Annotated in this window: 6 protein-coding genes; all 6 read right to left on the bottom strand. The window is 75.4% G+C overall.

The annotated features are described in order from the left end of the window. On the bottom strand, positions 1-309 hold a 309-nt coding region (locus tag VIM26_RS17160; protein WP_331953372.1), incomplete at its 3' end, for an AAA family ATPase. A 3-nt stretch (positions 310-312) separates the two neighbouring features. Then, a complete protein-coding gene (locus VIM26_RS17155) occupies positions 313-1251 on the bottom strand; it encodes an NAD kinase (RefSeq protein WP_331953370.1) in 939 nt (312 codons plus the stop codon). Further along, positions 1248-2117: a TlyA family RNA methyltransferase gene (locus VIM26_RS17150; protein ID WP_331953368.1), complete on the bottom strand. Its 870-nt coding sequence runs from the start codon at positions 2115-2117 to the stop codon at positions 1248-1250. The genes VIM26_RS17155 and VIM26_RS17150 overlap by 4 nt, the downstream gene beginning before the upstream one ends. Before the next feature lie 4 nt (positions 2118-2121). Continuing rightward, complete coding sequence (locus tag VIM26_RS17145; protein WP_331953366.1) at positions 2122-2343, bottom strand: hypothetical protein; 222 nt, start codon at positions 2341-2343, stop codon at positions 2122-2124. Positions 2344-2424: 81 nt separating this feature from the next. Further along, complete coding sequence (locus tag VIM26_RS17140) at positions 2425-3453, bottom strand: HAD-IIA family hydrolase (protein WP_331953364.1); 1029 nt, start codon at positions 3451-3453, stop codon at positions 2425-2427. Then, the coding region (locus VIM26_RS17135) for a hypothetical protein (RefSeq protein WP_331953362.1) at positions 3450-5015 on the bottom strand (1566 nt) is incomplete at its 5' end. The genes VIM26_RS17135 and VIM26_RS17140, both read right to left, overlap by 4 nt.

Raw genomic sequence — 5015 nt, 5'->3', positions numbered from 1 at the left:
GCCCTCGGCCGCGACCGTGCGCAGCAGGACGAGCGAGCCGTCGTCGTCCAGTTCGGCGCCGGCCTCCTCGGCGCGGGCCCGGACCGGGGACCCGGCCGCGACGGCGACGCGGCCCTCGACGGCGGCCCTTTCCTGCCCGGTGCGGACCGCGCCCGGGTCGGCCTTGCCGCCGAGCAGCAGGTCGAGGCCGGTCAGCACCATGGTCTTGCCGGCGCCGGTCTCGCCGGTCAGCACGGTGAGGCCGGGGCCGAGGCTCACGCGCGCGCGGGAGATGACCCCGAGGTTCTCGATCCGGATCTCCTCGAGCACGCCTCACCCCTCCCGGGTCGGGTCGGCGGGGCTGCCGATCGGGTTGCCGATCGGGTTGCCGATGGCCAGTGCGGGCTCCGGCTCGGCGCCGATGAGGCCCGCGGGGCTGCCCCGCCAGCCGACGACCGGCAGCGAGAACTTGCTCACCAGCCGGTCTGTGAACGGCGCCTGGCTGAGGCGGGCGAGGCGCACCGGAACGTTGCTGCGCCGGACCTCCACGCGCGAGCCGGCCGGCATCGCCGTGCAGCGCCGGCCGTCACAGCTCAGCACGCCGATCGCGCCGGTCTTCGGCAGGATCTCGAGCGCGAGCACGCTCGCCGGGCCCACCACGAGTGGTCGGGCGAACAGCGCGTGCGCCGAGATCGGGACGAGCAGCATCGCGTCGACCTCGGGCCACACCACCGGCCCGCCGGCGCTGAACGCGTGCGCGGTCGATCCGGTGGCGGTGGACATCACGACGCCGTCGCAGCCGAACGTGGACAGCGGGCGGCCGTCCACCTCGATCAGCACCTCGATCATCCGGGCCCGGTCGTCCTTCTCGACGGTGGCCTCGTTGAGCGCCCAGTCGGTGCGCAGCTCGGACTCCCCGGGCACCGCGATGGAGACGTCGAGCGTGGTGCGCTCCTCGACCTCGTAGTCGCGGGCCGCGAGGCGCCGGACTGCCTCGTGGATGTCCTCGCGCTCGCTCTCGGCGAGGAAGCCGACGTGCCCGAGGTTGACCCCGAGGATCGGGATGTCGGTGCCGCGGGTGACCTCGGCGGCCCGCAGGATCGTCCCGTCGCCGCCCAGCACGACGGCGATCTCCACGCCCGTGAGGTCGACGTCGTCGGCGTCGTGCACGATCTCGAAGCCGACCCGCTCGAGCTCGCGGATGGCCTCGTTGGTCGCCTGGACCGCCTCCTCGCGGCTGCGGTGGGTGACGATCAGTGCGCGGCGGTTCATGCGACTCCTCCGCTGGTCCAGGCGGTGCTCTCGCCGGTGGGGCCGGTTTTGACGGCGTGCTGGACGAGGGCCTCGAGGTCGCCGCCGGGCACGGTCCGGGTGGGGTCGCCGACGAGCCAGAGGAAGTACTCGACGTTCCCGCTCGGGCCCGGCAGCGGGCTCGGCACGACCGCTGCGGTGCGCAGGCCGAGCGTGGCGGCGGCCTCCGCGACGGCGATCACGGCCTGGGCCCGCTGCGCGTTGCTGCGCACGACGCCGCCCGAGCCGAGCCGTTCGCGGCCGACCTCGAACTGCGGCTTGACCAGCAGCAACAGGTCGGCGCCCGGCGCGGCGACGCCCACCAGCGCGGGCAGCACGAGGGCGAGGGAGATGAACGAGAGGTCGCCGACGACGAGGCCGGGCGCCGGGTCGAGGTCCCCCGGGCTCAGGTGGCGCACGTTGACGCCCTCGCGGACGGTCACCCGCGGGTCCGCGCGCAGCGCCGGGAGGAGCTGGTCGTGCCCGACGTCGACCGCGTGGACGTGCGCGGCACCGCGCCGGAGCAGCACGTCGGTGAACCCGCCGGTGGACGCGCCCGCGTCGAGGCAGGTCCGCCCCTTAATCCCCGGACCGACAGCGCCATGCAGGCCGAGCTCGTCCAGCGCGCCGGCCAGCTTGTGACCGGCCCGCGACGCGTACTCGGGGCCCGCGTGCGGGTCCTGCGCGACGGTGAGGACCTGACCGGCCTCGAACGGGGTCGCGCTCTTGACGGCGGTCGCGCCGTCCACGCTCACCCGGCCGGCACCGATCAGCTCACCGGCGTGGCGGCGCGAGCGGGCCAGCCCTTCGCGGACCAGTTCGAGGTCCAGTCGTACGCGTTGTGGCACCGCGCTACTCCTCGGTGTCCGCGAGGCGGTCCTGCAACGCGGTGTGCACGGCGTCGAAGGCGGCGACGTGCTCGCGAACGTGCTGCTGGGAAAGCTCGCCGAGGCGGGCGAGCGCCTCGTCGACCGCGGCGTCGCCCGTGGGTACGGCGTCGTCGGGGTCGTGGTTGTGAGCGTCGTGGTTGTCAGGGTCGTGGTTCCCGATCGTGCTCGGGACGTGCTCGTGCACGCGTGCTCCTCGTCCGTGGCGGATCCGTGATGCGGATCGATGGTGCCGGCAGCTGCCCACGCTACCGGGCGTCCGCGCGGATCAGGTCCCAGCGACCGGGAACTCGGGGACCGAGTCGGCCGCGAGCCGGCGACCGGCGTCGACCGCGGACCAGGCCGCGGCGCACGCCGAGCGGAGCAGGTCCAGGCGCCCGTCGGCGTCGTCGGCCGCGTGGTGCAGCTCGAGGCGGCCGTCGTGCACGCGCGCGGCGGCCCCGCGGGTGGCCCACCAGCCGCCGTCGGCCGCCTCGGGGGCGGGGTGCGCGACGAGCAGGCTGTACAGGTCGGCGCCGATGAAGTCCGGGCGTTCGGCCGGGATCGCGAGCACGTCGTCACGCCCGGAGTTCACGCCGGTGAGCACGTGCAGGCCGGGGTAGCCCGCGGCGCGCGCGCCGGCGAGGTCGGTGTCCAGCCGGTCGCCGATGACGAGCGGGCGCTCGGCGTCGGCGCGCTTGACCGCGAGCTGGAACATCGTGGGCGCCGGCTTGCCGGCGCTGTCGGGCGTCACGCCGGTCGCCGCCCGCACCGCGGCGACGAGCGCCCCGTTGCCGGGGGCCATGCCGCGCGCGGTCGGCAGGCTGAGGTCCATGTTGCTCGCGACGTGCCAGGACCCGCGCTGCACCGCGTACGCGGCCTCGGCGATCTGGGTCCAGCCGAGCTCGGGCGCGAAGCCCTGCGCGACGGCGTCCGGCTTGTCGTCCGCGGAGGTCACCACGACGAAGCCTGCGGCCTTCACCGCGGTGACGAGCCCCGCTCCCCCGACGACGAGCACCTTGGCACCCGGCGCCAGACGGGTCGCGAGGACCCCGGCCGCGGCCTGCGCCGCGGTCATCACGTCATCCGGATCGGCGGGGATACCCAGCCCGCTGAGCTGCGCGGCGACCGACTCGGGCTCGCGGGACGCGTTGTTGGTGACGAACACCAGGCGCATCCCGCGCTCCCGCGCGCCCTTCAGACCCGCGGCGGCGCCGTGAATGGGCTCGTGGCCCTTGTACGCGACGCCGTCGAGGTCGACGAGCGCGAGGTCGAACCGCTCGGCGAGCGGGACCTCGCAGGCGATCAGGCCACTCATGCGCGATCTTCCTGGTCGGACTTCGCGTCGACGACGGGCGCTGCCGGGTGCTCGTCAGCGCCGTCGCCGGCGCCGTCCTCGTCGAGGTCGAAGACGACGACGTCGCCCTCGGCCTCTTCCCCAGCAGCCTCGGACAGCTCGGCCGCCGAGAAGCCGGCGAGCGACGAGGCTGCGTCCTCGTGGCGGCCGAGCGCCTCGAGCGCGGCGGCCCGGGCCTGCGCGACGCGCACGGCGAGCACGCCGGTCACGTCACCGAGCTTGGCGAGCGCATTCTCGGCGAGGACCGCGAACGCGGCCTCGGGCTCACCGAGGTCGAGGCGGGCCCCGCTCGCGACGATGGCCAGCTCGATCGCGGGCGCACCCTCGAGGGTCGCGGCCTCCTCGGACGCGGCCAGGGCGAGTGCGCGCTCGGGACGTCCCAGGCCCCGCTCGCAGTCGGCCATGATCGCGAGGTGCTCCGAGGAGCCGTTCAGCCGGCGGACGGTGCGCAGCTCGCGCAGGGCCTCGGCGAAGCGCCCCGTGCGGTAGGCGGCCAGTCCGGCGGCCTCCCGCACGACGTCGACCCGCCCGGCACGGCGGACCGCCGCCTGGGCGTGGTCGTAGGCCAGCTCGGGGAAGGTGTCGAGCAGGCGGCCGGCCATCACGAGGTGGTGGCCGACGCCCTCGGCGTTCTCCTTGCTGAGGGTGCGCAGGCGGGCGCGGACCGCACGGTCGAGGTCGGAGAACTGGACGTCCTCATCGATCTCGGGAGCGACCACGCGGGCTGCCTCCGGGGACCGGGTCAGGCGGCGGTCGTCCGTGCTCGTCTCCGGGCGCGGGCTCGAGGAGTTGCCACGGGACTCGGCCGCGCCGCTGCTACGGCGGTCGCTCGAGGAGCTCGAGGGCCGGTCGGAGGAGGGACGCGACGAACGGTCCGGGCGGTCGGAGGTCCGGGGACGATCGGAGCGCTCCGGGCGGTCGCTCGAGCGGGGACGGTCCGAGCTGTCCGTGCGGGGACGGTCGGGGCGGTCCGTGCGGTCCGGGCGCTCGGGCCGGTCCGTGCGGTCCTGGGTGCGGGCGGGCTCGGTGCGGTCCTGCGTGCGCGGGCGCTCGACCCGCGTGCGGTCACCGCTCGCCTTGAAGTCCCGCGTCCGGGGCCGCTCCATGCTGGGAGGCGCGTCGCTCTCGTTGCGAGCACCCCAGCGCGGCAGCTCGGTGGGCTCGGTGGGCGCGGCGGCGTTCGCCGCGGCATCGGCCAGGTCGTTGGTACCCGTCTCCCCGCGAGCCTCGGCGTACGACGACGCCGGGTCGTAGGACGACGTGGTGGAGGCGTTGTACGACGGCGCCGAGTCGTAGGACGGCCGCTGACGGCTCTCCGAGCGATCCGGACGGCCCGCGCCGGTGTTCGGGCGCGAGGAACGATCGCCGCGGTCGTCCGTGCGCGGACGCTCAGTGCGGGGACGCTCGGTGCGCTCGGTGCCTTCGTTGCGGTCGCCGTAGCGCGGGCGCTCGGTCCGCGCCGCGTCGTTGGACCGGAACGGGGGACGAGATGCACCCGCGGGACGGTCCGGTCGGTCACCGGA

It is taken from the genome of Pengzhenrongella sp., assembly GCF_036565025.1.
Lineage (GTDB): Bacteria > Actinomycetota > Actinomycetes > Actinomycetales > Cellulomonadaceae > Pengzhenrongella.
Note: the sequence above shows the minus strand (reverse complement) of the source record. Positions and strands in the feature narration are given on the sequence as shown.